The sequence below is a fragment of the Thermogladius sp. genome (assembly GCF_049970955.1).
GTDB lineage: Archaea > Thermoproteota > Thermoprotei_A > Sulfolobales > Desulfurococcaceae > Thermogladius.
Window position 1 is genome coordinate 75,400 of sequence record NZ_JBMFLY010000002.1, and the last position, 23,657, is coordinate 99,056.

General features: G+C 57.6%; 23 protein-coding genes. 15 read left to right on the plus strand and 8 right to left on the minus strand.

Features of this window, described 5'->3' with window-relative positions:
- Window positions 1-20 precede the first annotated feature (20 nt).
- The 3 genes from ACP5VX_RS01425 to ACP5VX_RS01435 are packed head-to-tail and all read right to left on the minus strand — an operon-like array spanning window position 21 to window position 3,856.
- Window positions 21-2,423 carry a xanthine dehydrogenase family protein molybdopterin-binding subunit gene (locus ACP5VX_RS01425; RefSeq protein WP_428724115.1) on the minus strand — a complete coding sequence of 801 codons (2,403 nt, stop codon included), beginning with the start codon at window positions 2,421-2,423 and terminating at the stop codon, window positions 21-23.
- Window positions 2,424-2,428: 5 nt separating this feature from the next.
- The gene (locus tag ACP5VX_RS01430) at window positions 2,429-2,959 is read right to left on the minus strand and encodes a (2Fe-2S)-binding protein (protein ID WP_428724116.1); all 531 of its coding nucleotides are present in this window, start codon (window positions 2,957-2,959) and stop codon (window positions 2,429-2,431) included.
- Window positions 2,960-3,856 carry an FAD binding domain-containing protein gene (locus ACP5VX_RS01435; protein WP_428724117.1) on the minus strand — a complete coding sequence of 299 codons (897 nt, stop codon included), beginning with the start codon at window positions 3,854-3,856 and terminating at the stop codon, window positions 2,960-2,962. It abuts the gene before it with no gap.
- 122 nt (window positions 3,857-3,978) lie between these two features.
- Here ACP5VX_RS01435 and ACP5VX_RS01440 point away from each other — a divergent pair, with 122 nt between their 5' ends.
- The 9 genes from ACP5VX_RS01440 (at window position 3,979) to ACP5VX_RS01480 (ending at window position 12,270) form a co-directional block, all read left to right on the plus strand.
- A complete protein-coding gene (locus tag ACP5VX_RS01440; protein WP_428724118.1) occupies window positions 3,979-4,986 on the plus strand; it encodes a PLP-dependent cysteine synthase family protein in 1,008 nt (335 codons plus the stop codon).
- Window positions 4,987-5,096: 110 nt separating this feature from the next.
- Window positions 5,097-6,353, plus strand: coding sequence for a hypothetical protein (locus ACP5VX_RS01445; protein WP_428724119.1), 1,257 nt, complete (start codon window positions 5,097-5,099; stop codon window positions 6,351-6,353).
- A gap of 76 nt (window positions 6,354-6,429) precedes the next feature.
- Window positions 6,430-7,680 (plus strand): Nre family DNA repair protein, encoded by a 1,251-nt coding sequence (locus ACP5VX_RS01450; protein ID WP_428724120.1) that lies wholly within the window; start codon window positions 6,430-6,432, stop codon window positions 7,678-7,680.
- 8 nt (window positions 7,681-7,688) lie between these two features.
- The gene (locus ACP5VX_RS01455) at window positions 7,689-8,513 is read left to right on the plus strand and encodes an SPL family radical SAM protein (protein ID WP_428724138.1); all 825 of its coding nucleotides are present in this window, start codon (window positions 7,689-7,691) and stop codon (window positions 8,511-8,513) included.
- Between the two features lie 40 nt (window positions 8,514-8,553).
- Window positions 8,554-9,483, plus strand: coding sequence for a molybdopterin-dependent oxidoreductase (locus ACP5VX_RS01460; protein WP_428724121.1), 930 nt, complete (start codon window positions 8,554-8,556; stop codon window positions 9,481-9,483).
- Complete coding sequence (locus ACP5VX_RS01465; protein WP_428724122.1) at window positions 9,480-10,424, plus strand: triphosphoribosyl-dephospho-CoA synthase; 945 nt, start codon at window positions 9,480-9,482, stop codon at window positions 10,422-10,424. The genes ACP5VX_RS01460 and ACP5VX_RS01465 overlap by 4 nt, the downstream gene beginning before the upstream one ends.
- A 60-nt stretch (window positions 10,425-10,484) precedes the next feature.
- Window positions 10,485-10,985 (plus strand): QueT transporter family protein, encoded by a 501-nt coding sequence (locus ACP5VX_RS01470; protein WP_428724123.1) that lies wholly within the window; start codon window positions 10,485-10,487, stop codon window positions 10,983-10,985.
- Window positions 10,982-11,695 (plus strand): ABC transporter ATP-binding protein, encoded by a 714-nt coding sequence (locus ACP5VX_RS01475; protein ID WP_428724124.1) that lies wholly within the window; start codon window positions 10,982-10,984, stop codon window positions 11,693-11,695. Before ACP5VX_RS01470 ends, ACP5VX_RS01475 begins: the two co-directional genes overlap by 4 nt.
- The gene (locus ACP5VX_RS01480) at window positions 11,686-12,270 is read left to right on the plus strand and encodes a hypothetical protein (RefSeq protein WP_428724125.1); all 585 of its coding nucleotides are present in this window, start codon (window positions 11,686-11,688) and stop codon (window positions 12,268-12,270) included. The genes ACP5VX_RS01475 and ACP5VX_RS01480 overlap by 10 nt, the downstream gene beginning before the upstream one ends.
- Window position 12,271: 1 nt before the next feature.
- Here ACP5VX_RS01480 and hxlB read toward each other — a convergent pair whose 3' ends face one another.
- Window positions 12,272-12,877: a 6-phospho-3-hexuloisomerase gene (gene hxlB / locus ACP5VX_RS01485; RefSeq protein WP_428724126.1), complete on the minus strand. Its 606-nt coding sequence runs from the start codon at window positions 12,875-12,877 to the stop codon at window positions 12,272-12,274.
- Between the two features lie 217 nt (window positions 12,878-13,094).
- Here hxlB and ACP5VX_RS01490 point away from each other — a divergent pair, with 217 nt between their 5' ends.
- Window positions 13,095-14,027 carry an SPL family radical SAM protein gene (locus ACP5VX_RS01490; RefSeq protein ID WP_428724127.1) on the plus strand — a complete coding sequence of 311 codons (933 nt, stop codon included), beginning with the start codon at window positions 13,095-13,097 and terminating at the stop codon, window positions 14,025-14,027.
- Complete coding sequence (locus tag ACP5VX_RS01495; protein WP_428724128.1) at window positions 14,014-14,550, plus strand: ZPR1 zinc finger domain-containing protein; 537 nt, start codon at window positions 14,014-14,016, stop codon at window positions 14,548-14,550. Before ACP5VX_RS01490 ends, ACP5VX_RS01495 begins: the two co-directional genes overlap by 14 nt.
- A gap of 17 nt (window positions 14,551-14,567) precedes the next feature.
- Here ACP5VX_RS01495 and ade read toward each other — a convergent pair whose 3' ends face one another.
- Complete coding sequence (ade, locus tag ACP5VX_RS01500) at window positions 14,568-16,406, minus strand: adenine deaminase (protein WP_428724129.1); 1,839 nt, start codon at window positions 16,404-16,406, stop codon at window positions 14,568-14,570.
- A gap of 46 nt (window positions 16,407-16,452) precedes the next feature.
- On the opposite strand from ade, the gene ACP5VX_RS01505 reads away from it, so the two are divergent.
- Both ACP5VX_RS01505 and ACP5VX_RS01510 read left to right on the plus strand, forming a co-directional pair.
- Window positions 16,453-17,853, plus strand: coding sequence for an amidohydrolase family protein (locus ACP5VX_RS01505; RefSeq protein ID WP_428724139.1), 1,401 nt, complete (start codon window positions 16,453-16,455; stop codon window positions 17,851-17,853).
- A 269-nt stretch (window positions 17,854-18,122) separates the two neighbouring features.
- Window positions 18,123-18,290, plus strand: coding sequence for a hypothetical protein (locus ACP5VX_RS01510; RefSeq protein ID WP_428724130.1), 168 nt, complete (start codon window positions 18,123-18,125; stop codon window positions 18,288-18,290).
- 61 nt (window positions 18,291-18,351) lie between these two features.
- Here the strand turns inward: ACP5VX_RS01510 and ACP5VX_RS01515 are convergent, their stop codons facing one another.
- Window positions 18,352-19,683 carry an aminotransferase class V-fold PLP-dependent enzyme gene (locus ACP5VX_RS01515; protein WP_428724140.1) on the minus strand — a complete coding sequence of 444 codons (1,332 nt, stop codon included), beginning with the start codon at window positions 19,681-19,683 and terminating at the stop codon, window positions 18,352-18,354.
- Between the two features lie 81 nt (window positions 19,684-19,764).
- On the opposite strand from ACP5VX_RS01515, the gene ACP5VX_RS01520 reads away from it, so the two are divergent.
- The gene (locus ACP5VX_RS01520) at window positions 19,765-20,775 is read left to right on the plus strand and encodes a glycosyltransferase (RefSeq protein WP_428724141.1); all 1,011 of its coding nucleotides are present in this window, start codon (window positions 19,765-19,767) and stop codon (window positions 20,773-20,775) included.
- Here ACP5VX_RS01520 and ACP5VX_RS01525 read toward each other — a convergent pair.
- Both ACP5VX_RS01525 and ACP5VX_RS01530 read right to left on the minus strand, forming a co-directional pair.
- Window positions 20,747-22,048 carry an asparagine synthetase A gene (locus tag ACP5VX_RS01525; RefSeq protein ID WP_428724132.1) on the minus strand — a complete coding sequence of 434 codons (1,302 nt, stop codon included), beginning with the start codon at window positions 22,046-22,048 and terminating at the stop codon, window positions 20,747-20,749. The two genes, ACP5VX_RS01520 and ACP5VX_RS01525, sit on opposite strands and share 29 nt — an antisense overlap.
- A 42-nt stretch (window positions 22,049-22,090) precedes the next feature.
- Entirely contained in the window at window positions 22,091-22,879 is a 789-nt protein-coding gene (locus ACP5VX_RS01530) for an HD domain-containing protein (RefSeq protein WP_428724133.1), read from the minus strand.
- Between the two features lie 65 nt (window positions 22,880-22,944).
- On the opposite strand from ACP5VX_RS01530, the gene ACP5VX_RS01535 reads away from it, so the two are divergent.
- Window positions 22,945-23,655 carry a PA14 domain-containing protein gene (locus ACP5VX_RS01535; RefSeq protein WP_428724134.1) on the plus strand — a complete coding sequence of 237 codons (711 nt, stop codon included), beginning with the start codon at window positions 22,945-22,947 and terminating at the stop codon, window positions 23,653-23,655.
- Window positions 23,656-23,657: the final 2 nt, after the last annotated feature.

Genomic DNA, 23,657 nt, shown 5'->3' on the forward strand with positions numbered 1-23,657 from the left:
AAAGAGGTCTGGTGAAAACTCTACGGCTTCACGCCAGCCTTCTTTATAACGTCGTACACGTAGTCGGGCGTTAACGGGTGTTTGTTGACGAGCTTGTTGGCCTGCTTGCTCCTGAGGGCGTTCACCACGGCGTTGGCGATTGAGGGGGCTATAGCCACTATAGATGGCTCGCCCAGCCCCTTCGCGCCGAACGGCGCGTGGTAGTAGCCGGCCTCGACGAAGTAAACGTTGAACTTCTCGGGGACGTCCATGGCCGTGGGTATGTGGTATGTGCTCAAGTTGTTGTTCATAAGCCTACCCGCCGAGTCGTAGTACAGGTCCTCCATCAGTGCGTAGCCCATGCCCTGGATGTAGCCTCCAATAGCGTGAAGCTCCGCACCGGTCCTGTTGATAACCCTGCCGATGTCGTAGACGGTGGTCGCCTCCTTTACTCTCACCACGCCTGTCTCGAGGTCTACCTCGACGTCGCTCACAACGGCACCGAAGGTGTACGTGAAGTACGGCGCGCCAGTACCGGTCTCCTCGTCCCACTCGGCTGGCGGCGCCCTGTAGAAGCCGAACTCCTGGAGCGGCACGCCTTTCCAGAAGGCCTGCTCGACTAGCTCCCTCCAGGTGATCGCGTGGGACGGGTCGTCCTTGCAGTACACCTTGGGTGCCTCGATGACAACGTCGTCGGGTGAGGCGCAGCCGAGAAGCTCCGCAGCGAGCTTGTTCAGCCTCTGCCTCAGCTTGTATGCGGCTACGAGCGTAGCGTTGCCGCCCATGACCGTCGACCTAGACGCCACCGTTGGACCGGCGTCCGGCGTCGCGGCCGTGTCGGCCGCCTCCACTTTAATGTAGTGAGGCGGTACTCCCAGGACCTCTGCGAGGATGTTGATCAAGCCCTGTATCGCGCCTTGGCCCATGTCTGTCAGGCCGGTCCTGAATATTATAGAGCCGTCCCTCTGAATGATCACGGAGGCGCTGGAGTAGTCGGCGCCCTCGGCACCGATGCTGTTCCCGTGGTAGAATATCGCTATGCCTATACCCCTCCTCACGGGGCCTGCGAGCGAGGCGTACAGTCTCCTCTTCTCGTACCAGCCGCTCAGCTCCACAGCCTTCTTGATGACCTCTTCCGCCCCGACGCCGTGGTCTAGTAGCTGGCCGTGTACGGTCCTGTCGCCGTTCCTCAGCACGTTCTTTAGCCTCAGCTCGACTGGGTCCATGCCGAGCTCTTCTGCGAGCAGGTCCATCTGCCTCTCGACCGCAAAGGTGACTTGTGGGTTGCCGAACCCTCTGAACGCACCGCCGGGTATCTTGTTGGTGTACACCGCGACTACGTCGACTTTGGCGTTCCTGACCCTGTAGGGCCCGGTGCTGTGTACTACTGCTCTCCATGCCACGAACGGGCCGAGGCTTGCGTAGGCGCCCTTGTCTAAGATGACCTTCGCCTCGACCGCTAGTAGAGTCCCGTCTCTGGCGGCCGCGTGCCTGTACCACGATATGGTTCTGTGCCTCTTCGTGTGGCCTATGATCGACTCCTCCCTCGTGTGGATCAGTACGGCCGGCCTCTTCAGCCTGGTCGCAACGAGTGCGACCTTCGCCGCTATCTCGTTGCCTACGTCTTCAGCTCCGCCGAAGCCGCCTCCTAGCGCGGGGGCTATGACTCTGACCATGTTGTACGGTAGGCCCAGGACGTTGGCCACGGCCTTCCTAGTGTCGAAGGGGCACTGAGTCTTGGCGTATATGGTAACGCCTCCGTCGGGCTCCGGTATAGCAATAGCCGCCTCGGGCTCTAAGTAGGCGTGTTCTTGGAACGGCGTTTCGTACTTGTTCTCTACCACCACCGCGGCCTCCTTAAAGGCCTTCTCCACGTCACCCACTCTGATCTTGTACCTCGTCAGTATGTCCGTGCCGCGCTCGTCGTGTATCAGCTCGTGGGGCTTCTCCTCGAGGGTCTCGGGGTCGATTATCTCGAGCGGGTCCAGGTAGACTTTGAGGGGCTCGTAGTCGACCTGTACGAGCTCGCCCGCTTCTCTAGCGTTCTCTAGAGACTCCGCTACTACTAGCGCCACGGTGTCGCCTATGTACCTTACCTTCCTGTCCGCGAGCAGTGGTTGGTCTGGTATCACGTAGCCGACGTCGTTGATCCCGGGGACGTCTTTGGCCGTGAACACGGCGAGTACTCCTGGATACTTAAGGGCGTCGCTGTAGTCAACGCCCTTGATCTTCGCGTGGGCGTACTTTGCCCTCACGCTGTAGACGAACACCGGGTTCTTGACGAACTTTAGCAGGTCAGCAGTGAATATCGGCTGGCCTGTTATCTTGGCGATCGCGTCCCAGCGTACGACGTTCTTGCCTATATACTTGAACTCCTCTGTCTTCTTGTCCTTGTACTTGTAGAACACCTCCTCGACGATCTCAACGTAGTCGGGCTTACTCATGCCCGTCACCTCGCGAGGACCTTGAGGTGGTACTTCTCCTTGACCTCCCTCTCGTCAAAGTATACTTTACCCTCCTTGAGGTACTTAGCGGCCCTCTTCACGGCCTCGAAGTAATACGGGTAGCTACCACACCTGCACAACACGCTTGACAGCCACTCACGTATGGTCTTATCGTCGGGGTCGCTGACTCTGTCCAGTAGCGCCTTCGTCACCATGATGAAGCCTGGTGTACAGAACCCGCACTGGACACCCCTTGCTTCAATGAAAGCCACCTGTATAGCATGCATCTTACCGGCAGGTGCCAGCCCCTCTAGTGTCGTTATCTCAGCACCGTCCAGTCTCGAAGTCAACGCGAGGCAGCTGTGAACCGGGTTTCCGTTGACCAACACAATGCAGCTACCGCACTCTCCCCTACCACAGCCCTCTTTGACGCTCATGAGCCCTAGCCTGTAGCGGAGGGTGTCGATGAGCCTCTCCAGCGGAGGGACGTCGAGCTCGTACTTAACGTTGTTGACTGTGAGAGTGACCTTGACCATCTACCTCACCCCCTTCACCCTCTCGTACGCGAGTTTCAGACCCCTCTTCAAAGAGACCTTGGACATTTCAAGCCTGTAATCGGCTGTTGTCCACCAGTCTGTAATCCTCGACATCTCCGAGGGTAGCACCTTCTCCGCTGCCTCCTCTAGTAGGTCGCTCGTGAAGGTCTTCCCCCTCAAGAACTCCTCGGTCTTCAGAGCCCTCGCTGGGATCCTCTTACCTGCGACCATGTCGAAGGATATCCTGACGTCCTTTATCGTGTCTCCCTCTAGGTGTAGGTAGGTCGCCTCGGTGACTATGCCGGCTATCAGTATCTCCCTCCTATCGAACTTGACGAAAGAGCTGCTCGAGTCCAGCGGGGGTTCCCTGAAGACCACTTCTGTGACGAGCTCGTTGGGGTTGAGAGCCGTCTTCCTCTTGTCGAGTACGAACTCGCTGAGCTTGAGCTCTCTCACGCCCTTCACGCTCTCTAGCCTAACGGACGCGTCGAAGACGAGCAGTAGCGTAATGTAGTCGCTGTACTGCGTCGCGGCGTTCAGGTTGCCGCCGATCGTAGCCTCGAACCTGAGCGCCATAGTCCCAAACTTGTCGTAGACGTCTACGAACCCGGCGAACCTCTTGTCTCTGTGTAGGATGCTCTGGCTCAGCTCGTACACCGTGGTCAAGGCGCCGATCCTCACGATGCCGTTCTCGACCTTGACGTAGGATAGCTGCTTTTTCAACGGGTACAAGTCGAGGAGGTACTTAGGCGGCTTTATCTTCTTGTCCCTTATCAGCAGCAGTAGCTCTGTGCCGCCCGCTATGGGCTTTACATCGGGGGCGTTCTTGTCTAGGAACTCGAGGGCGTCGCTGAGGCTCTTCGGCTTGTATATACTAACAAGCTCTATACCCACCACCCTTAGTTGTCAACCCTTTATAGAGGGGCTGGTATAAAATTCTTTACATTTGTCCACCGCGTAACGGGAAAGTAAGCAATTTATACTCAACCTCGTTAATAGTCTAGGGCGAGGCGAGCTGGGTGAAGGTCTGTAACAGTATACTGGACTGCATCGGGAACACGCCGATCATAAGGCTGTCGAGGGCTGTCCCCAGCGACGTGAAAGCCGAGATATGGGGTAAAATGGAGTTCTTGAACCCGACCGGCAGCGTGAAAGACAGGATGGCCTACTACATGATAAAGAAGGCTATGGAGAAGGGCGAGCTGAAGCCCGGTATGACGCTGGTAGTGCCGACTACCGGTAACACCGGTATAGCGTTCTCCGCGATCGGCTCGTTCATGGGCTTCAAGGTCCTGATAGTCATACCCGAGGAGATGAGCGCCGAGAGGTTCATGTTAATGAAGCTGTTCGGAGCAGACTTCCTGTTCACGCCTGGTGGAGAGAGCGATGCCGGGCTCGCGTTGGAGAAGGCCAAGAAGCTCGCCGCCGAGAACCCTGACAAGTACTACTTCTTCGACCAGTGGAGCGATGAGGCCAACGTGCAGGCACACTACGAGACCACGGGTAAGGAGATACTACAGCAGGTGGGGTGCCCCGACGCCTTCGTGGCCCAGGTGGGTACAGGCGGGACTCTGATAGGAGTGGCCAAGAGGCTGAAGGAGGAGTGCAAGAAGGTGATAGTTGTAGGAGCAGAGCCCGCCGAGTGCCCTGTCGCGGCGCACTGGTTCAAGGAGGGTAAGCCGGGGCCCTGGGGTAGGCACGAGATCGAGGGTGTAGGCGACGGCTTCGTCCCGGACATTATAATGAGGTACAAGCACCTCCTAGACGACTTCGTGACGGCCAGTAGCGACGAGGCGATTCAGATGGCGAGGAGGATTGCCAGGTTGGAGGGCCTGCCGGTCGGGATCAGCAGCGGCGCCAACGTGGTCTCCGCGATCAAGGTGGCCCAGAAGTACAACCTCGGCAGCGGCTCGAAGGTCGTCACCATACTCCCTGACTACGCAGCGAGGTACTTCTCCACAAGGCTATTCAAGAAGAGGAGAGAGATCGCTAGGAGAGACCAGCTTTTAGGCGAGCTAGACCTATAGCCTTTTTTCTCATTTCTCTACTCTCACTCCTCTCCACTCGCCTCCTGAACTTGGGTTTAGAGACCCCTGTTTTAAGTGAACGGCATACCCATCTAGTTGAGGGGCTTACGTTGACGGGCACTAGCAACGACGCCGAGAGGAGTAAGCGGTATTTCCAGTTCGAGACTACGTCGTACAATTTCTCCGTCAACCTCTCCTCGGGGCTCGCGAATGCTTTCGCGTTGAGAGTCCTGAACCTGGACATCCTCGACATCGGTATTCTGACCTCCACAAGGATCTTCACATACGCCCTTTCACAGTTACCCGGCGTCTTCTTCGCGAGCTACATTAAAAGGAACAGGAAGCTCCTGTGGAGCATTGGCGGCGCCTTGAACAGGATCGGGCTGTCACTGTCCATACTAAGCATCCTCCTACCCTACCCGTACAACTTCGAGTATCTACTCGGACTTACGACGCTAACACAGTTCGCCGGTGGTATAGCAGGGATAGCCGCTGGGGACCTGCTGGGCGACTTGGTCTCCCTTGAGGAGGCCGCGGGTTTCTGGGCTAGGATAAACAAGCTCAACTACGTCGCGATCGCTTCATCCATGCTCACGGGCACCCTAGTCTTCCTCACGATAAGGAACCTGCTAGAGGCGTACACCGTAGTCTACCTCGTCTCGCTAGCGGCTGCTGTCTTCTCCACCGTCGTGCTCCTGTCCATCAAGGACCCCGGACACCGCAACGACGGTAACGGGATAGCGCCGTCCCTGAACAACTCGAGGAGTAGAAACAGCAGAGTACCTTCCATCTCGAGCAGCGCGTCGAAGTACCTGGCGTTGCAGCTGCTGTTCAGCTTCTCGGTCAACATACCGGCGCCTTTCTGGGACTACCTCGTCCTAAACGTGCTCGGGGGTAACGAGGTGGTGATACTCTTCAAGAACATGGCGGGGCTTATGGTGAAGTTCTTCACGATAGACTTCTGGAAGAAGAGGCTGAACTTTCGCGGCTCCAGGAGAACCATGAGCCTGGGAATGGCTACAACGAGCCTCGTCCCTGTAGCCTACATCACGGTACCCAACTCTTGGATGACCGTCTTGGCCGAGGCTTATAGCGGGTTCGCCTGGTCGTCGCTAGACCTCACAGGCGCACTCTACACGTTCTACATAACGCCCAGCGAGGAGAGGCCTATCTTCATCTCGCTACTAAACCTGTCGTCAAACCTGATAGCCTCGGTAGCCTCTTTCACGGGCTCGGTGATCGCGAGCTTGACCGGGCTCGTCTACGCGCCTTTCATGATATCCTCCGTGCTGAGAGTCATCAGTAGCGGCGTAGCGTACAGGTTCGCCCCTGAGGTCGTCAACAACAACTCTAACAAGCTACGGTAGAAGGGGTACGGGTCTAACCGCCTTTTATTAAGAGGAATTAGGATAGAATCGGTTAGACACGAGTGGAAGAACCCTCATGAGCGGGGCTCGCACGTACCCCTCCAACTTGTGCGTCCTGTGTAGAGGCAGGGGCTGGTGCGGTCTATCGTATTGTCCAATACTCGTCAAACAGTATGTGTCTTTCAAGTTGAGCAGCCTGGTTACGAAGAGAGAGGTCTTCGGCTCGTCACCCCCCTCGGTCTTTGTAGGGAGAGTCGGGTACCCTGTGGTGAGAGTCGGTTTGAGCGTGCCCCCCGAGACGGGCGACACTGCCATCTACGACTACCCCGAGCAGTGGATCGACCTTGACCTCAACACCATATTGAACTATAGGTTGACCCTTGTACTTGGGTTTAAGCTTAACAAGAAGACCGAGGTCGACAACCCCGTCCTCAGTAGGATCCAAGAAGTCGCCTTGAGCACCAGGCCTGTAGACGTCGAGCTAAAGCTGGAGAAGCCTCCGAAGACAAACATTCTTTTCGACGAGACGAACCCTCCGATAGGCCCTAGAAGCCCTTTCGAGTCCTTCAGGGTCGACTCCAACCCTAAAGTACCCGGCATAGTCGACAGGCTGATAGCCGACGACGTAAAGGCCTCTACTGCGGTTATCGAGTTGTACAAGAGCGGTCTCCCGGTCTCGTACATCCAGAGAGCTCTCAGCATAGGCGTGCTCGGGAGGAGAGGCAGTAGAGTGCTAGTACCTACTAGGTGGAGTATCACTGCGGTGGACTCGATAATCTCCGAGAAACTTGTAAAGGAGGTGAAGAGGTTCGAGCCCATCAACGAGTTCAGGGTGTACGAGATCTCCATACACGACAACCTGTTCATCGCAATCCTGGCACCGAGGAAGTGGGGGTTCGAGTGGATGGAGGCGTGGTGGCCGGGGTCGACCTGGAACCCGCTAGGTAGCGAGGTGAGCGTGGAAGGAGACTACGAGCTGTACAGGGGCAGAGACGAATACCCGTCTATTGGCGGCTGCTACTACGCGAGCAGGCTCGCCACTGCCGAGCACCTCCACAAGTTGAGGAGGCAGGCTATGGCGGTGTTGCTCCGGGAGATATATCCGGGGTTCAACCTCGCGATCGGGGTCTGGTTTGTGAGGGAGTCGCTCAGGAAGGCCTACGATAGGGGCCCTGTCTTGACGACGAGTGATGTGAGAGAGGTGCTGGCCTACCTGGACAAGAGGACTAAGCTGGGCGCGAAGAGGTGGCTTAAGTCGTCTAAGCTGCTCCAGACTATAGTCGCCACGGAGGAGATCACAAAGTTCATGTCCAGCCGAGGTGCGTAGCCATCAAGATTTTAGAGGTCAAGGTTACGAGAGCGCTCTCTAAGAGCGGGTTACCGGACTTAGACTACGCTCTAAACCCGTACCTCGGCTGCTACCACGCCTGCACGTACTGCTATGCTAGGCTCTACACTAGGATACGCGAAGTCTCAGAAAACTGGGGTGAGGTCGTCGCCGTCAAGACAAACATAGTCGAAGTGCTTAAGAAGGAGGCCCCCAGCAAGCCTAGAGGGGTTGTGGGGCTAGGCACTATAACAGACGCCTACCAGCCCGTCGAGGCCACCTACCTCTTATCGCGGAGGTCGCTAGAGGTCCTCCTACCACTGGGGTTCAAAGTGAGTATTCAGACAAAGAACCCGCTCGTGACCAGGGACGTAGACATACTCGCGGCGTACAAAGACAGAGTAGACGTGGGCTTCACTATTACGACCCTCGACAACAAGGTCGCCTCTTTTATCGAGCCGAGGGCACCGCCACCGAGCGAGAGAGCCAGTGCCCTCAAACACCTCTCAGAGAGAGGGATCAAGACGTGGCTGTTCTACGGACCGATAATACCAGGTCTGAACGACAGCGAGGACAACATAGAGGCTCTACTCAGGCTAGCTGAGTCGACGCGCTCAGACTTCTACTACGACAGTCTGCACGTCAAGCCGTTCATGTCGGGAGGGCACGTTTTAGCCCCTTACGCTAAGAGGGCTACCTCTTACGACTGGGGAAGCCTGTTCAACTACATAGAGTCTAAGTGTAAAGAATACAACGTTAAATGTTTACCTGGCTTTGCGAGAAACAACCCTTCCCTCTCGATCAGGTCGTTCATTAAGCCGGCGCAAAGCTAATTATCACCTGTTTCTCATTCGGTCCTCTCGGTGCCCGAGGTTGCTGTGCTACAAGACCGCAGGTATGGAAGAGTGGCCCGGAATTCTAGCGGTGTACGATTGCCCGGTTAACGTCGTCTTCAACGACGTGGAAGACGTCAAGTCCTTCGTGGAGGGTGTACTAAAGGGGGCCGGCCTAGAGGGGGTCCTGGAGTTCTCGAGTAACGAGGCGATCGGCTCTAGGACAGTCCTCTTCAGGCTACACTTTAAGCCCGACGCATCCGCCCGCGAGTACGTCGGCATAAGAGTCGTCGCCGTCGACAACGTTGTGGCACGAGTATTGTTTGTTGTACCAAGGGAGCTGGAGAGCGTATCCAAGGCGTTGGAGAGCGTGCTGACGATCGGCAGGTACAACCCAGACAAAGACATGAACGAGACCACCCAGGTAGCAGACCAGCAGGTCTACATACCGTACCCCGTGATATATGCTGTAAGGGGCATTCCCAGAGTACAGCCCAGCGAGTGGTACCTTGAGGTAGCCGGCCTAGTCGAAAACAGTCTTATACTCCACTACAACGACCTAGTTAAGATGCCTATGGCGTCGATCACGACGGACTTCCACTGCGTGACAGGCTGGAGCGTTAGGTCGGTCCGGTTAAAGGGTGTCGAGACTAGGCTCATCACCGAGTTGGCAAAACCCTTGAAGGAGGCTAAGTGGGTGTACATAACAGGGTACGACAGCTACTCCGCTATAGTCCCGGTCGACGAGTTCTCGAAGGGGATCCTAGCACTCTACATGGGCGATAAGCCCCTCCCGCCCGAGCACGGGGGTCCCGTGAGGCTCTTCTTCCCCGGCCTCTACGGCTGGAAGAGCGTTAAGTGGGTGAAGAGGCTGGAGTTCACCAGCGAGTACAGGGACGGCTACTGGGAGGTCATGGGTTACCACCCGAGAGGCAGAGTTGAAAACTCGGAGAGGTTTAAGAGGTTTTGACGCAGGCTACTAGGGACCTTGTAGAACGCTACTCAACGCTCCTAGCGTTCTCTATCGCCCTAGAGGTCTCGGCCTACCCTAAACCTGGCAACACGCACAGGCTGTCCGAGTACAGGGACAAGCCCTACCTAGCCTTCCTCTTGAACTCTATTGCGTTGAAAGACGTCTTCGAGAGAACCATACGCGGCGCGATCACAAAGAGGGTGAGCCTTGGTAAGGTGGTGTACAGGGCCGCTAGGGCCACTGTGGTGTATAGCGGTTTCAACACGTCTCTTGGGCAGATCTTGCTGCTCTCACCTCTAGCAATTTCTATAGGGAGGTGCGTGGGGAAGAGCACCCCGTCTTACGAGTGTTTTATCGGGAACTACAAGGCCGTAGTAGAGGAGACGACGGTCGAGGACTCTGTATGGTTCTATAGGGCTGTCCGGCTAGTTAAACCCAGCTACATCAGGAGGGGTGATGTAGACAGCGGGTTTGTTGACGTGTGGGACCCCGGCTTCGCAGACAAACTTCGGGCCAGGGGGCATAGGCTTGTCGACGTCCTCCAGTACGCGTCGAGGATAGACATCGTGTCAGACGAAGTGGTCTCCGGTCTAAAGAGAAGCAGGGCGCTCCTAGGCGTGCTCGAGAAGTATGTAACAGCCTTCAGGGACTGGAATAAGGCCGTCGTAGCGACCTTTATCGAGCTCTTGTCCACGGAAGTCGACACCCTCGTCTCACGGAAGCACGGCTACACAGTAGCAATAGAAGTGAAGAGAGAGGCCGAGAAGGTGAAAGAGCGTCTATTTGACCCGTCTTTCGAGGAGAGGGTGTCCGAGCTCGACAGGTCTCTCAAGAGTAGGATGATTAACCCGGGGAGTCTCGCCGACCTGCTGACCTCGACAATAGCCTTGTTCCTGTTGAAGAACGGCGTCGGGCCCGTGTTCACGTACAGTGTTTAGAGGGGGTGCGGCAAAGCGGGGTCAAATGACGTTTAAAAACCAGCCTGGATATGAGCCGTTGTGGAGAGGGAGTACTTAGTGAAAAGCGTGAAGGCCGCAAAGGCCATGGCAATAGCAGGCGTCTACACAGCCTTAACAGTGGTACTCGGCTACTGGTCGTTCGGGCCTCTACAGTTCAGGGTGGCCGACGCTATGCTCGTACTGCCGTATTTAACATCAATGGGGTTCGAGTCCGTGGCGGGCCTGACGATAGGCGGCTTCTTAGGCAATATACCAAGCCCCTTCGGGTTGTGGGACTGGCTATTCGGCCCCGTCACCAACCTAGGGGCCTCCCTGGTATTCTACACCGTAAAGAGAGTCGCGGGCAGAGGAGCCATACCCTTCATCCTCGGAGGTCTACTTAGCGCTACGTGGATAGCGTTCGCGGTCGGCTACCTCGAGCTCGTGGCGATTTTCGGCCTGCCCACATGGACATTCCTGTCAGTGCTGGCAAGCGAGCTCGTGATTCTCGAGGTATTCGGAGGACTACTTGTGAAGTTTGCGCAAAGGATTGGGCTATGACGGACATAGTATTCGAGAAGGCGACGATCGGGTACTTGAGGACTAAACCCCTAATTGTCGACGTCGACCTCGTTCTTAAGCCTGGTCTACACATCTTGCTCGGCCCGAACGGGTCGGGTAAGAGCGCGCTCCTGAAGACGGTCGCGGGTCTTATCAGCCCCCTCTACGGGAGGGTGCTGGTCGACGGTATTGAGCCCTACAAGGAGAGAAGGCGCAGGGTTGCGGCCGTTGTCGGGATAACGTGGCAGGACCCGTACTATGGGTTCGTCGAACCGACTGTTAGGGACGAGGTAAACCTCATACTGCGACAGTTGAGAGCGAGAGGGAACATAGAACTCGCGGACAGGCTCGTACCCCAGCAGCTGTGGGACAGGGACCCGTTCTCTCTAAGTGGAGGTGAAGCCAAGAGAGTGAGCCTGGCGAGCGTGCTCGTAGCAGACCAACCGGTCTGGCTCTTGGACGAGCCCTTCGACAACCTCGACTTGGACGGTGTCCGGCGCGTATCCGAGATCGTGAGGGAGGGCAAGCAGAGGGGGAAGAACATTGTCGTGGCACTCCACAACCCGTTCTACTTGGAGGTCGTCGAGAGCGACAGCGTCCTCATCATAGACAAGGACAAGAGGTCGCTGGAAGTGTTCAAGGGCGGTGAAGTCGACGACTCGGTGTTGGAGAGGTACGGCGTTCTCTCGAGGAGGATGATATGTCGGTAGCCAAGTCGCTACTAAGGCACTGGGCTGAGTCCGAGGAAGTGGGCAGGGGCTCTGGGAGGGCCTGGCTTTACCTCAAAACCGCTTACTTCATAGCCACTCTGGGGATAGGGTACTTCAACAACGTTGTAGCAGACGTCTTGAACCTCCTCTTGTCCGCCGCGCTACTGGTAGCCGGCGGTTGCCTCGACTTGCTCGCGTACTCGCTAGCCGTTTTCCTCCCGGCCGGGGGTGTGATGTTGGGGCTCAGCTACTCTGTCCACGGGTACACGCCTGCTATACTACACAACTACTTGTTCGGCTACAACACGTTTCTCTCGCTGATGCTCGTAGTGGCTACAACCAGCCCAAGGCTACTCGTCAGCGCCATGGACCGCGTCGGTCTCGGCCTCGCGATAAGGCTCATGAAAAACGTGGTCTGGGAGCTAGACGAGGTGCTGGACTCTAAGAGGAGCCGGGGTATAGAGTTGAGGTGGAGTCTCCGCGGGCAACTGGTGGGGTTGTTCGACGCAACAAAAGTACTGGCTAGAAGGCTGGGCGTCCTCGAGTCCTCTTTGAAGGCGCGCGGCTTCGACTGAGCTACTCCACATTAGCGTGTCTCTCCTTTAGATCGTCCTCCGAAACGCCGAGCTTCTCCATCAACTCTACTATGACGCCGTCCAGGAATATCATTGCGGTGTCTTCGAACAGCGTACCCAGAGGCGTCAGCGGCTCGTGCAGACCCATGACCTGCCTGACGTAGTAGTCGTCCTCTCTCGCCAACTTCGTTCTACCGGGTATCAGCACCACGACGTCGCCGAGCCTTGCGAGCGGGGAGTCCAAGTACGTGGTGATGCTCACGATCACCGCCCCAACAGACTTAGCCGCCTCCGCTACAGACACCACGGACTTGGTCCTGCCCGAACCCGACAGAGCTATCAGGACGTCGCCCTTCTTCATGCTCGGGACGATCGTCTCCCCCATTACGTAGACCTGGAAACCCAGGTGCATCAACCTAAGGGCGAAAGCTTTGATCACAAGCCCGCTCCTGCCAGCGCCCGTGACAAAGACTTTACTACCCCTCCTATAGGCGTCGACGAGGGTCTCTATCAGCCTGTCCTTGTCTTGGTCGCTTATGACATCTATAGACTTAGTAACGAAGTCTATTATCTCCAACATCGCGCGCCGAGTTAGACCAGTAACCATGAGAGCCCTGAGTCAGATATTTTGAAGTGCGTATTTAAACATAATCGCCTCAAGCAGGCTGTATGTAAAAACGACCGCCAGCTGACGAGATTAAAAGTCTCCTCTTCCAATAACTCTTATTGGCCCCGCTCTCTCACGCCTCTGGAAGAAACCTCACGGTTGATGATTGTGAGAGAGATGCGGTCGAGCGGGGCACACCCCCTTACAGGGGGCAGAATTGGATATAGGTAAATCAGCACCTTACGGTGACACCAGGAAGCTGAGTGTACTGAGGCCGTTCGACCCCTGGAAGTCCCCTCTGTGTACGTGCCCGTTGAAGTATAGCTTACACCCCTACACGGGGTGTAGCCACTTTTGTCTCTACTGTTACGCAACCTCCTACATCGGGAGGAGGCCCAGCACTCCCAAGAGGGGTTTCCTCGAGAGGCTTAGAAAGGACTTGAATTACGTGAACCCCAGGCTGGTGATCGAGCTCAGCAGTAGTAGCGACCCGTACCCCCCTCTCGAGGAGTGGCTGAGGTTGACGAGGAGGACACTACAGGTCTTGTCAGAGAGGAAGTTAAAGGTGCTCATCACTACGAAGGGAGACATCGTAGTGAGGGACATCGACATCCTAAAAGAGACGCCTAGCGCAGTAATGATAACCATAACGACCATAGACAACTCGCTAGCGTCTAAGCTAGAGCCCGGCGCCCCCAGCCCATCGAGGAGGTTGAGAGCCGTCGAGAAGCTGAGTGAGGCAGGCATACCTGTCGGAGTCAGGATCGACCCTATACTCCCCGGTCTCAACGACGACCCGGCCTCGATCAAGGAGCTGGTCGATGCCGTGGCCAACGCCGGCGCTAAACACGTGGTTACGTCGACCTACAAGCTCAAACCAGACAGCTACAGGAGGATCGTAGAGGCCTTTCCAGAGCTAGAGAAGTTGTACAAGAGGCTCTACTTCGAAGAAGGGGAGCTAATACAAGGCTACAGGTACCTCAGCAAACCCCTCAGAGCAAGGATGCTCGCCCCCGTCATAGAGTTCTCTGTGGCGAGGGGCCTGACAGCGGCTGTCTGCAGAGAGGGGCTGGGGGCAGGCTTTTTAAGGGCCCCTAGTTGTGATGGATCCCATCTCGTAGCGTCCAGGGTCCCCTATGAACGAGGTTGAGCAGCAACCGAGGCCCCTCAAGATCCTCGAGTACAAGGCGCGCTGCCCGCTCTGCGGAAAGGAGGGTGTCGTAGAGGAGTTCTTATACAAGATACCCTTCTTCGGCGAAGTGCTGTTGTCGACCTTTAAATGCCCCCACTGCGGGTACAAGCACAGCGATGTAATGAGCCTCGAGGAGAGCGAGCCGGTTCAAATCTTGTACAGGATAGAGAAGCCTGGTGACGAGCGGGCTCTTTTCATTAAGTCCTCTGCGGCGACGATCAAGATCCCCGAGGTCGACATCGAGGTCTCCCCGGGTCTCTTCTCCCAAGGCGAGATAACAACGGTTGAAGGGGTCATCATGAGGGTAATAGACGTGCTGAAATACGCGTGCGAGAACCCGTCTCCCGCGTGCTCCTCGAAGATCGAATACCTCGAAGGGGTTCTTAGAGGCCTCAAGCCGGTCACGATAGTAGTGTCAGACCCGACAGGCGTCTCGAGGATCTTAAGCGAGAAGGCGATAGTGAAAAAGCTGAGTGAGTAAGGGGTTTGCGAGCCAGCCTATTCGAGGAAAAGGGGTACGAGCTTAGCGTTCATGACGTCAACAAGTCCTTTGTCTGTTATTCTCAGCTCTGGGATGACCGGTAGGGCGACCAGTGCTAGCGTCATGAAGAAGCTCTCGAACTCTACATCGAGCTTCTCCCTGAGCCTGTGCACGAAGTTCTTGTACTCGGAGTACACCTCCTCGGGCTCTTTCACGCTCATCAAGCCCGCCAACCTCAACTCGACGAGCCCGAGTACCTCCCTCTCGTGGACCGCCACTATTCCACCCTGTATCTCCGCCAGCTTCTTGACCGCCAGGCTCATGTCGACAGGGTCTCGCCCGGCAACGATGACGTTGTGTGTGTCGTGAGCTATGGTCTGGGCCAAGCCGCCGATCCTGACGCCTAGACCCCTTATAATGCCCCTCCCTATGCTCCCGCTACCCTTATGTCTCTCGATCACGCTCACGTATAGCTCGTCTTCACCCAGCACCGGCCTGTGGTCGACCACCTCAACGTCCTCCCTTACCCACTTCGTCAGGGCCGAGCCGGGCTTGACCTCTATGATGTTGGCTTTTACAGTGCCCTTAGGCACGCTAGCCCGCGGAACCAAGTCCTCGGGGGCCGGGAGCCGCTTTAAGTTCACCGTCTTCAACGCGTAGTCGGGGTAAACAGGCTTCACGAACTCCTTCTTCAACTCCCCCTTGTAGTAGATGACCTCGCCGTTCGCGATGACGGTCTCCGGGACGACGTACTCCAGCCTACTGAAAATGAACATGTCCGCCAGCCTCGCGGGGGCCACAACGCCTATGTGCTCCTGTAAGTGTAGCCTAGTGGCGGGTCTCAAGGTCGCGTACTTGATCGCCTTCACTGGGTCCATCCCGTTCTCGATCGCCTCGTTCACGATTCTGTCCATGTGGCCCTTCTCGAATAGGTCCACTACGTTCAAGTCGTCGCTTGTAAAAGAGCAGACCTCGCAGTCCACCTTGGAGAGGCTCTGTAGTAGGGGCTCTAGGTCCCTCCAGGCGCTACCCTGCCTTATGAACACGTGCATACCCCTCCTAGCCTTCTCCAGGGCCTCCAAGCCCTCGGTGGACTCGTGGTCGCTGAAAATCCCCGCCGATATGTACGCGTTCAGCATGTCCTCGGGCAGTAGCGGGGCGTGGCCGTTAACCACTAGCCCCTTCTCGTAGGCCACTTTGACCTTCTCTAGAACCTCCTCAGAGGAGCTCACGACGCTCACGAAGTCCATTACCTCGCCCAGCCCCACCACGTTCTCGAGGTCCGCGAGTTTCTCTATGTCCCGGGCCGTGATCACGTGAGCCGTGGTCTCCAGGCCCATACTGGGCGAGGTGGCCGGTACACAACTAGGTATGTCTATGAGGATCTTGAGGGGGAGCTTCAGAGAGGCCTCCGCAAATATCCTTACGCCTTCAACCCCTAGAACGTTGCCTATCTCGTGAGGGTCGGCTACCACCGTCGTTGTCCCGTGCCTTAGAGCTACCTTGGAGAAGCCGTAGGGGTCGAGGAGGCTGGACTCGATGTGTATGTGGGGGTCGATGAACCCCGGTGCCACGTACCCACCTCTACCGTCGATTACCAGCGTGTCCGGACCGATGTACCTGCTAACACCGTTGGAGCTCACTATGCCAGCGATCCTCCTCCCCTTCACCAGCACCGCTCTGTTCTCGAGAACCTCGCCAGTAGTCACGCTCACGACGTTCGCGTTCACGACGACGATGTCGGCGGGGAGGAGGCCCCTCGCAGTCTTTATAAGGTTGGCTCTCTCGGATATGTCGTACTTGAATAAGCTCCTCATGAGTACTCCTCGTGGGGTTTTACTAATTTCTCTCAACATCACCTTATTAATTTTCACGGCAAATACGCTAGTGAAGGTGGAGGCCGTGGCAGACATATACGTAAGGGGCGGATGGATCATAACGATGGACCCGCAGAGGAGGGTGATCAAGGACGGCGCTGTAGCGGTGGAAGGGGGCGTAATAACCGCGGTAGGGAAGAGAGAAAACCTGGACCCGCAGTACAAGTCCTACAGCGACGTGGTGATCGACGCACGCGACGGCGTGGTGATACCGGGCCTCGTCAACACGCACGTCCACCTCGCCCAGGGGCTCTTGAAGGCTTGCGCCGACTACAAGAGGCTCATCCCCTGGCTCAAGGACAGGGTGTGGCCGCTACAGGGCAACTACAAGCCGGAGGAGGCGCTGGTCTCGGCGAAGCTGGTGGTCGCCGAGATGCTGAAGTCGGGTGTCACGACATTCCTCGAGACGGGCCTAGTGGGTAGGTACGGCGTAGACGCCATAATCGAGTTCCTACACGACAGCGGTATCAGGGCAGCTGTCGCTAGGCATGTAATGGACTTGAAAGGGTACGCTTTAGAGGAGAACGTCTTACACGAGGGCCTCGTAGAGCCGGGGGACACCAGCTTCAACGACACGATAAGGCTCTACCACAAGTACCACGGCTGGGACTCGAGGATATGGATCTGGTTCGGTCCGAGGACCCCCGGCGCGGTGTCCGTGGAGCTGTACAAGAAGATTTCCGAGAAGGCCAGGGAGCTGAAGACGGGGATCACGATGCACCTAGCCGAGGTCAAGGAGGACGTGGACTACACCGTCAAGGTTTTCGGTAAAAAGCCTGTCGAGTTTGCTCACTGGGTCGGCCTAACCGGGCCTAACGTAGTCCTGGTCCACGTAGTCTGGGTGACAGACGACGAGATCGACCTGCTGGCTAAGACCAAGACTAGCGTGAGCCACAACCCCTCGTCCAACCTGAAGCTCGCCAGCGGGGGCGCCAGGGTCTCGGAGATGTTGAGGAGGGGGGTCAACGTAACTCTGGGCACGGACGGCGGCCCGAGCAACAACGACTACGACCTTATCAGGGAGATGAAGGTGGCCGCGCTACTCCAGCCCCTCCTGACCGGGGACCCCGAAGCGATAAGAGCAGAGCAAGTACTCGAGATGGCGACGATAAACGGTGCGAGGGCCCTGATGATCGACCACTTAGTCGGTAGTATAGAGGTCGGTAAGAGAGCCGACCTCGTGGTGGTCGACTTCCACAAGCCACACCTAAAGCCGCTAAACAACCCGGTGTCCCACCTCGTCTACTCGGCTATGGGTAGCGACGTCAAGCACGTCATAATAGACGGCCGGCTTGTAGTTTTCAACAGGCAGATACTGACTTTCGACGAGGAGGAAGTCCTCAGGAAGGCCGACGAAGCCGCGTTCAACCTCTACGAGCGAGCAGGGGTCTGCAGGGAGCCCGACCTAAAGTGGCCCATCTTTTAACCAGTTTTTCCTTCCATTAAATTTTAACACTCTACTTTTTTATGAACACTTTACTGCGCTACGGAATACTGTTTAAATGCTTAAAGTAATCCGTGTTTTCAATTTAAACTCGATCCCTACAAGGAATGATTCTGATTAATGATTTAATATTTAATGTTATTGGTGTTACTTTATGTGTCTCAAATACTGATTAATTTCCGAGCAATAAATTTATATATCCCCTCATTCTACAATTAAAAGTGAAAATAAAAGTGTAAGAGGGTCGGATCATGGCCGAGAAGCTAAAGTTCTTCGACCTGAAGGCGAAGAAGTACTACGAGACCGACCAGTACGAGGTCGTCGTCAGGGAGACTAAGAGGGGCAAGATCAAGATAGCGTTCGCTGTAAGCCCCTACACCGGCAAGAAGTTCGCCAGGATCCTAGGCCCGGCCAAGTAAGCTCGTTAAACCCCTAACCAAGAAAAACCTCTTTTTTACCCCTTCCATCGTTCCCCTGCTCCTAACCTCCTGTACACACAGCTTCTACAGGCTTGGACTTCAGAGCCTCCTTCAACTCGATGACTCTCCTCAGGACGTCTATGAAGTAGTCTATCTCCTCGTGCGTGTTGTAGATGTAGAAGCTGGCCCTAACAGAGCCGAAGATCCTCAGCCTCTCGTCGGCGCTGTCGGGGACCTTGTCTGGGGGAGGGTCTAGGTAGGTCATCTTGAGCCTGTAGTGCAGTGGGTGGGCGCAGTGCATGCCCGTCCTCACGGCGATACCGAAGAAGTCGAGCGCCATGCCCACGGTGTGGTGGTGCAGCCCCTTCACGTTGAACGCCACGACGCCGGTCTTGTCGTCAGGCCTCCGAGGCCCGTAGACTACGACCTCGTCGGGGAACTCCTCCTCCAGCCTCTTCAGCATGTACTCGACGAGCCTCTTCTCGTGCTCCCTCACGTTCTCCATGCCGAGCCTGAGCAGGTACTCGGCCGCGGCCGCCAGGCCTATACCGGCCTCTATGTTCGGCGTGCCGGCCTCGAACCTCCACGGGATGTCGAGCCACACGACGTCGTCCAGCGTCACGTCCTTGATCGTGTCGCCGCCGACCTTGAACGTACCCAGTCTCTCGAGGAGGTCTCTCCTACCCCACAGGACGCCGCTCCCCGTCGGCCCCAGCATCTTGTGGCCGCTGAAGGCCATGAAGTCTAGACCCAGCTCCCTCACGTTGGTGGGGATGTGGGGGACGTACTGGGCGCCGTCGCCTATCACGATCGCCCCCACCTCTCTGGCCCTCTTCACGATCTCCTTGACGTTGTTGATAGTCCCGAGGACGTTGCTGGCCATCGTGAACACCACTACTTTAGTCCTCTTCGTGATCGCCTCGTCTAAAGAACTGTAGTCCAGGTACCCCTCGGGCGTGACGTCTATGTACTTGACCTTGGCCCCCCTCATAGCGGCTATCTTCCTCCACGGCAACATAGTGCTGTGGTGGTCCATCACGGTGGTAACCACCTCGTCTCCCTCCCTCAGGTTCTCGAGACCCCACGCGTACGCCAGCAGGTTCATGGCGTCGGTCGTGTTGTTGACGAAGACCACCTCTTCCCAGGAGTACGCGTTGATGAACTTCGCGAGGGTCTCGTGGGCCTTCTCGTACATCTCGCTAGCCTCCTGGCTCAGCGTGTGGAGGCCCCTGTGGACGTTGGCGTAGTGCTTGCTGTAAAACTCGACTATTCTGTTGATCACCTGGACGGGCTTCTGCGTCGAGGCGGCGTTGTCAAAGTACACGAGCTTCCTGCCCTTAACGACTCGCTCGAGGATGGGAAAGTCCTTTCTGACCTCGAGTGGGTCAAACATCTGGAGTCCCAGAATTTCATATCCCAGCATGACAATTATACTTTTACTCGGAGCTGAAGGGTGCCAGGTGGTCACTTGAGGGTGGCCCTCGTAGCGAGCGGTGGGGGGCACACAAGCTTCGCCGTCGCTCTTGCCGAGCGCCTCCTAGACCTCGAACCGGGGCTCGAGATCGAGGTCATCGCGCCGGCGGGCGACACCAACACTCTAAGGCGCTTGGCCTCGAGGCTGCGCGGCCGCGGCGTCAGAGTCTCGACATCGCCCAAGCCGCTACACCCCCAGGAGAGGCTGTACAGGGTCTTGACGAGAGCCCCGCACGCGCTCGTAAAGGCGTCGGCTCTCGCGAGGGGTGTGGACGCCCTCGTCTGCACCGGCTCCAACCACAGCGTACCCCCCTCGCTGGCGGCCCTCGCCAGGGGGGTGCCGGTCTTCTGCGTCGAGGACCCGTACAGGGTGTTCGAGAAGAGCAGGTCGGTGGGGCTGCTCCACGGGCTGGGGGCCTACGCGCTCCTGCAGTGGGAGGAGCAGTTGAGACTCTACAGGAGTAGGGGTTTTTACGTCGGGCTGATCTACGAGAAGCCCGTCTACAAGCCGGAGAGGGGTGGTTACGTCCTCGTCACCACCGGGACCATGGGGCACCGCCTACTCTTTAGGACGATCGCGAGAGGGGGGCTGAGGGGCTACAGGCTGGTCATCCAGGCGGGCAAGTACTGGGCGGAGTACCTCAAGAGGAGGCTGCCGGGTAGCGTAGTGTTCGACTACGACCCCGACATAGACAAGTGGATCGCGGGGGCAGACCTCGTCATCACGCACCAGGGGATAGCGGCCATACAGGCCAGCCAGGCCTACGGTAAGCCCGTTGTGATCGCCTTCAACCCCGACATACCGCTGGCCGGGGGGAGGGCGGGCGCTGAGTTCGTGGCGCGGAAGCTGAACTTGGGCTACATAACACCGGACCCAGGCGACCCCTCTCAGCTGGACAGGGTCGTGGAGGAGACGCTCTCAAAAAGGCCTGCTACCTTCGGCGACGGAGCCGCCAGGGCGTCGAAGGTGGTCCTCGACTTCGTCAAGGGGGCAGGACGCCGGGTAGCCTAGGGTGTAGTGTGGCGTAGGCTACGTGCTCCAGGCCCAGCATGAACCTGACGAGCCTCTCCACCCCCAACCCCCAGCCGCAGGACGGCGCGATACCGCCGTTCAGCGCTAGCTCCAGGAACCACCCGTACTTCCCGACGTCCTCGTTCAGGCTCTTTATCCTCTCCAACAGCCTGTCGTACCTGTACTCCCTACAGCCGCCGTCCAAGACCTCGCCGAAGCCCCAGGGGAGTATTAGGTTGAAGTCCATGTTGAGAGCTTCGTTGCCCTCCAGGGGGTAGTAGTAGAAGCCCCTGCTCTGCTTTGGGAAGAACATCAGCCAGAAGGGCCTGTTGACCGCGTTGGAGATGGCCGTCTCCGCTTCGATGCTGAGCTCGCGCCCCCACTCCTCTTTGAAACCGAGTTCGGCGGCCTTCTTGAGAGCCTCCTCGTACGTTATGACCGGGAACGGGGGGTTGAAGAGGCTTTTGTCGAGCAACCTCTCGTGGAGTACGTCGGGTGCCTCCTCCAACACCCTCTTGTGGACGTAGTGTAGGAGCCGCTCTGCCAGCCCCTTGACGTCCTCGAGGCTCGACAGCCCCCACTCGACGTCCAACTGAGTGAACTCGAACAGGTGTCTTCCACTGGACTGGTTCTCGGGGGGCTCCTCTCTCACGTTCCTAGCGACGTAGTAGATCTTCTCGAACACGCTGGCCATCAACTGCTTGTACATTATCAAGCTGCTCATCAGCTCCAGCCTGAAGCCGTAGGCCTCTGTGACCAGCTTCCTAGCGCCCCTAAGACCGGGGTCGCTCACCACGCCCACGACGGGGGGCTCCAGCTCGATGAACCCGTTGGCGTCCAGGAACTCCCTCGAGTACTTCAGTACCAGGCTCCTGGTTAGCGCGACCCTCCTGAAGCCGTCGCCCCTGACGTACCAGTAGTAGAGCTCGGCGTACCTCCTCGGGTCCGGCGGCGGGGTTAGGTAGTCGACCGTCCTCTCGACCAGCGGCCTGTTAACGACCGCCAGGTCCTCGACTACTATGCTCTCGCCTTCCACCCTGCCCCTGACCCAGACGAGGGTCTCGAGAGGTAGTGCGAGCAGCTGTTCCCCCAGGGGCCCCGTAGGCCTCAGCTCCCGCGCCCCCGAGGGGTCTCGGAGAACGAGAGAGCGCCCCTTTTTCCCGGCGATCCAGGCGAGGAATTCTCCCGGCCCCTGCTGGTTCAGGAGCCTGGTCCTCTTGAACCTAGACCAGGGCGGGTTAGGTAGCCTTGTTAAATGACATCCCCTGGCCACCGGTCCTACTATGATAGGACCTAAGCTTATAAACCTATATTCTCAAGAGGGCGAGTATGTCTTGAGGACCCTGTCTCCGGAGATCGCGTACACCTCTACGTACTTCCTCAGCGGCGTCGTCTTCAGCTTCGGCATGAGCACCTCGTCTACCTGGAAGACGCCCGCTGTCTCGTCCATGTAGACGAGTATCTTGACGGGGCTGCTCTCCCCCTCCAGGATCTCGACGCTCTTGATGCTCAGGGCAGACAAGCTGTGGATGTTGATGTTCCCTAGAGAGTACGGGACTCTAGCCCTCCCCTCCGCCATGTCCAGCCCGTCCCCGACCTTTACGCACCCGGCCTCCACCGTGAGGCAGTCCACGTCGTAGGCGGTGCAGTATATGCTGTGGAGTATCTCCTGCCTCAGCCTGACCCTCTTACGCGGGTCGTCGATCAAAGAGCCTAGGAGCCTCGAGACTATCGGCTCGGAGAGCAGGGCGCCGACCCTCTCGTGGTTGTCTCTGTGGACGGAGTTCCCCACGTCGTGTAGCAGTGCGCCGACCAGCGGGACCAGGGCTGCCTCCTCCTCCGTGTCGACTATCCCGTCCTTGAGTAGCGTGGACTCGACGCCCCTCTTCCTGAGCAGCTGGTATAGGTAGAGGGCCGCGCCCGCTGCTATCTGCGCGTGTACGGGGCCGTGGTCGTTGTACCTCAGCCTCTTGACTGCCATGACGTTGGCCATCTCCCACAGGGCCTGCACCTCCACGTCGTTCAGCAGGGTGTAGTAGGCCTCCTCCAGCAGCCTGCTGCCGGCCACAAGCGTCTTCACCAGCTGGGGGCTGACCACTACCACGCCCGACCACCTAACGCTTAATTACTTTACTTGCCCTAGTTAATTACGTAGAGCGCGTTTTAAACGTGGGTCTGGAAGGGTTGATCAAGGTCAAGAAGAGAGGCCTCATACCGGGGCTCAAGGCCTTCTTCTACACCTGGAGCGGCGAGTCCCCTCCCCAAGACACCTCCGGCCTGACGCCGGTCGCGACAGCCGTCCACAGCAGGGTGGACTTCACCTGGTGGGACTCGCCCATGAGGGGTGTACCGCCCGAGTTCTTCATGGTCGAGTGGAGGGGCTTCCTGAGGGTGGACGAGCCCGGCCCCTACAGGTTCTACGTGGTGACGGACGACGGGAGCAGGCTCTACCTGGACGGGAGGCTGTTGATAGACGCCTGGAGAGACCAGCCGCCGACGCTCTACGTGAGCGAGGAGGTCTACTTGAGGAGGGGCTTCTACAAGCTGAGGCTCTTGTTCTACTGCAGGTACAGGTTCTCGCAGATACGCCTGGGCTGGATAGCAGGCGGGAGGACCGAGGTGCTTTCCAGCGACCGGCTCTACCACGCGATATCGGACAAGGCCTTCATAGAGGCCGGGGCGCCGGGCCTAGCGGTCGAGGCCGTGTCCCTAGACGGGGAGAGGACCGTGTGCGAGGTCCTGCCGTGCGCCCTAAAGCTCCCGAGCGCCGACGACTACGTACACGTCAAGATCAGGGTCTTTAAAGAAGGGCACCTAGTGTACGACACGGGGGAGTACCTCACCCTCTTCGGCGGAGACAGAGTCGAGGTCGAAGCGTAGCG

What these genes read in the sequence shown, in the direction of transcription:
- ACP5VX_RS01425 (WP_428724115.1), bottom strand. Translation starts at nt 2,423, where the DNA reads ATGAGTAAGCCCGACTACGTTGAGATCGTCGAGGAGGTGTTCTACAAG.
- ACP5VX_RS01430 (WP_428724116.1), bottom strand. Translation starts at nt 2,959, where the DNA reads ATGGTCAAGGTCACTCTCACAGTCAACAACGTTAAGTACGAGCTCGAC.
- ACP5VX_RS01450 (WP_428724120.1), top strand. Translation starts at nt 6,430, where the DNA reads ATGAGCGGGGCTCGCACGTACCCCTCCAACTTGTGCGTCCTGTGTAGA.
- ACP5VX_RS01475 (WP_428724124.1), top strand. Translation starts at nt 10,982, where the DNA reads ATGACGGACATAGTATTCGAGAAGGCGACGATCGGGTACTTGAGGACT.
- ACP5VX_RS01480 (WP_428724125.1), top strand. Translation starts at nt 11,686, where the DNA reads ATGTCGGTAGCCAAGTCGCTACTAAGGCACTGGGCTGAGTCCGAGGAA.
- hxlB (WP_428724126.1), bottom strand. Translation starts at nt 12,877, where the DNA reads ATGGTTACTGGTCTAACTCGGCGCGCGATGTTGGAGATAATAGACTTC.
- ACP5VX_RS01495 (WP_428724128.1), top strand. Translation starts at nt 14,014, where the DNA reads ATGAACGAGGTTGAGCAGCAACCGAGGCCCCTCAAGATCCTCGAGTAC.
- ade (WP_428724129.1), bottom strand. Translation starts at nt 16,406, where the DNA reads ATGTTGAGAGAAATTAGTAAAACCCCACGAGGAGTACTCATGAGGAGC.
- ACP5VX_RS01510 (WP_428724130.1), top strand. Translation starts at nt 18,123, where the DNA reads ATGGCCGAGAAGCTAAAGTTCTTCGACCTGAAGGCGAAGAAGTACTAC.
- ACP5VX_RS01515 (WP_428724140.1), bottom strand. Translation starts at nt 19,683, where the DNA reads ATGTTTGACCCACTCGAGGTCAGAAAGGACTTTCCCATCCTCGAGCGA.